This is a genomic window from Lysobacter xanthus (assembly GCF_047159895.1).
Map to the genome: position 1 here is coordinate 1 of NZ_BAAGAB020000131.1, position 2,612 is coordinate 2,612.

General features: G+C 71.1%; 3 protein-coding genes. All 3 read right to left on the reverse strand.

What is annotated here, in order from left to right:
• On the reverse strand, nt 1-1,509 hold a 1,509-nt coding region (locus ACY35P_RS15340), incomplete at its 3' end, for a tetratricopeptide repeat protein (protein WP_462116703.1).
• 37 nt (nt 1,510-1,546) lie between these two features.
• On the reverse strand, nt 1,547-2,395 hold the full coding sequence (gene speE, locus ACY35P_RS15345) for a polyamine aminopropyltransferase (protein WP_462116704.1): 849 nt from the start codon (nt 2,393-2,395) through the stop codon (nt 1,547-1,549).
• A gap of 66 nt (nt 2,396-2,461) precedes the next feature.
• Complete coding sequence (locus tag ACY35P_RS15350) at nt 2,462-2,593, reverse strand: diguanylate cyclase domain-containing protein (protein WP_462116705.1); 132 nt, start codon at nt 2,591-2,593, stop codon at nt 2,462-2,464.
• Nucleotides 2,594-2,612: the final 19 nt, after the last annotated feature.

Consider the following 2,612-nt stretch of genomic DNA (forward strand, 5'->3'; position numbering starts at 1 on the left):
GTCGATGTCGAGCATCACCACCGACAGCGGCCGTTCGTTCGCGCGCGCCGCGGCGAGAGCGTCCGTCGCCCGAACCTCGAAGCGCCGGCGATTGGCGACGCCGGTGAGCTCGTCGGTGAGCGCGAGCGCGCCGAGCCGCCGCGTGCGCAGGATCTGCCGCCCCACCAGCGCGCCGAGCAGCAGGATCAGCACGACGCCGAGGCCGAGCGCGATGCGCTGCCAGCGGCGCGCCATCAGCAGCGCCTCGCGGTCCTGCTCGCGCAGCGACTGGTCGGCGCGCAGCCGCTGGTTCTCGATCTCGCGCGCCGAGGCGTCGGACTGCTGCCGCAGCATCAGCGTGCGCTGTTCGCTGCGCGCGGCGAGGCGCTTCTCGCGCAGGGCGAGGTAGCGCTTGTAGTCGGCGAGCGCGGCACCGGGATTGCCGAGCCGCTCGTGCAGTGACGCGCGCTGCGGATAGAGCAGCTCGAGGTAGCGCTCGTTGCCGTCGGACTGCAGCACCTTCTCGGCCTGTGCGAACGAGGCCAGCGCGGGGGTCGTCTGGCCGAGCGCGGCGCGCGCACGGGCGTCGACCAGCGCGATCATGCCGGTGTTGCTGGTGTCGCCGACCGCCGCGAACCCGGCGCGCGCGGCGTCGAGCGCGGCAAGGCCCTGCTCGGCGCGGCCGAGGCTGACCTGCGCGCCGGCGATGGCGAGCTCCGCCGAGGCGACGTCGGCCGGCGTCATGCGCTGGCGCGCGATGCGCAGTGCCTCTTCGTACTGCACCAGGGCGCGGTCGGCGCGGCCGGTCTCCTCCATCAGGAAGCCGGTCTGCAGCGCGACCACGAGCTGGCCCGGCCAGTCCTGGTGGCGCTGCGCGATCGCGCGGCTGCGATCGAGGTATTCGCGCGCCTTCTCGAACTCGCCCATGCGGCGATAGGCGACCGCCATGTTCTGCAGGTTGCCTTCCGAGCGCTCGGTCTGCCGCGAGGCGTCGTAGAGCCGCTGTGCGTCGATGAAGTCGGACAGCGCCTCGGCGTGGCGCCCGAGGTAGGAATAGACGTTGCCGCGCAGCACGAGGCCGTCGCCGACCAGCGCCGGATGCTCGGAGCGGCGGGCGAGCTCGATGCCGCGGCTGTAGAGCGGCATCGACGTCTGCGGCTGGCCAAGCATGTCGAGCACGCTCGCCTCGCACATCTGGAAGCGCGCTTCGGCCTCGACGTCGCCGAAGGCCTTCGATGCGGCCAGCCCCTGGCGCGCATAGACCAGCATCGCCTGCGCGTCCTCGGGCGGCTGAAAGCATTCCATCGACTGGTACAGCAGCTCGCGGCGACGGTCGCCGCGCGGCACAAGCGCATGCAGTCGCGCGATGTCGGCCTTGGCTTCCTCCGGCGTCGCCGGGTTCAGGCGCGCGCCGTCGATCTGCTCGAAGAGGCGGTCGAAGGCGGCGCCCCGGTCCTGCTGCGCAGCCGCCGGCGCCGCCGCGGCAGCGGCGACGAGCAGGGCGAGCAACGACACGCGGAGTCGGGGCATGGGCCGGATCGAAGGGCGTCGCCGGGGCGACGCGGGCTCAGGGGTCGAGAGCTTCGGCGACGAACGGTGGAGTCGCCAATGCCCCGCGATGGATATCGGCCGTGTAGTACTTCGTCTTGAGACCCGCGTCACGCGCGGCCTGTTCGCGGAAGTCGAAGCCGCCCGACTTGCGGGCGAGCGTGCAGCTCCACCAGCCGGTCGGGTAGCAGGGCTGCGGGAACGGCAGGGTCTTGAACGACGCGAAGCCGGCCTTGCCCATCTCCGTGCGCATCGAGTGGATCAGCTCGAGCAGCGCGAGCGGCGACTCGGACTGCTGGACGAGGATGCCGTCGTCCTTCAGCGCCCGGAAGCAGGATTCGTAGAAGGCCTTGTTGAACAGGCCCTCGGCCGGGCCGACCGGATCGGTGGAGTCGACGATCACGATGTCGACGCTGCCTTCCGGGCAGTTCTTCATGTACGCGACGCCGTCGTCGAACAGGAGCTCGGCCCGCGGATCGCCGTTGGAATCGCACAGCTCCGGGAACCACTTCTCGGCCATGCGCGTGACCTGCTCGTCGATGTCGCACTGGGTCGCCGACTGCACGCCCCGGTGCTTGAGCACCTCGCGCAGCGTGCCGCAGTCGCCGCCGCCGATGATCACGACGCGCTTCGGGTCCGCATGGGTGAACAGCGCCGGGTGCGACATCATCTCGTGGTAGAGGAAGTTGTCGCGCGTGGTGAGCATCACCGCGCCGTCGATGAGCATGAGGTTGCCCCAGTCGGTCGTCTCGAAGATCTCGATCTTCTGGAACGGCGACTGCACTTCGTCCAGCTTGCGGTTGATGCGGAAACCGATCGCCGAGCCGGTGTGCTCGAAGTTCTCGTACTGCCAGGTGGGTTCGCTCATGACCTTCCGCGATTTCGGGGCCGGATGCCGGCAAACGCCCGAGTGTAGCGGACCGGGCGCCGGCCCTCAGTCGGCGACGATCACGCGGTCGCGGCCGGCGTCCTTCGCCCGGTAGAGCGCGGCGTCGGCGCGGCGCAGCAGGTCCTGCAGGCGGCGGTCGACCGGCTGGATCGCGGCCACGCCCGCACTGGTGCGCACGGCGAGCCCGGCGGCGGCG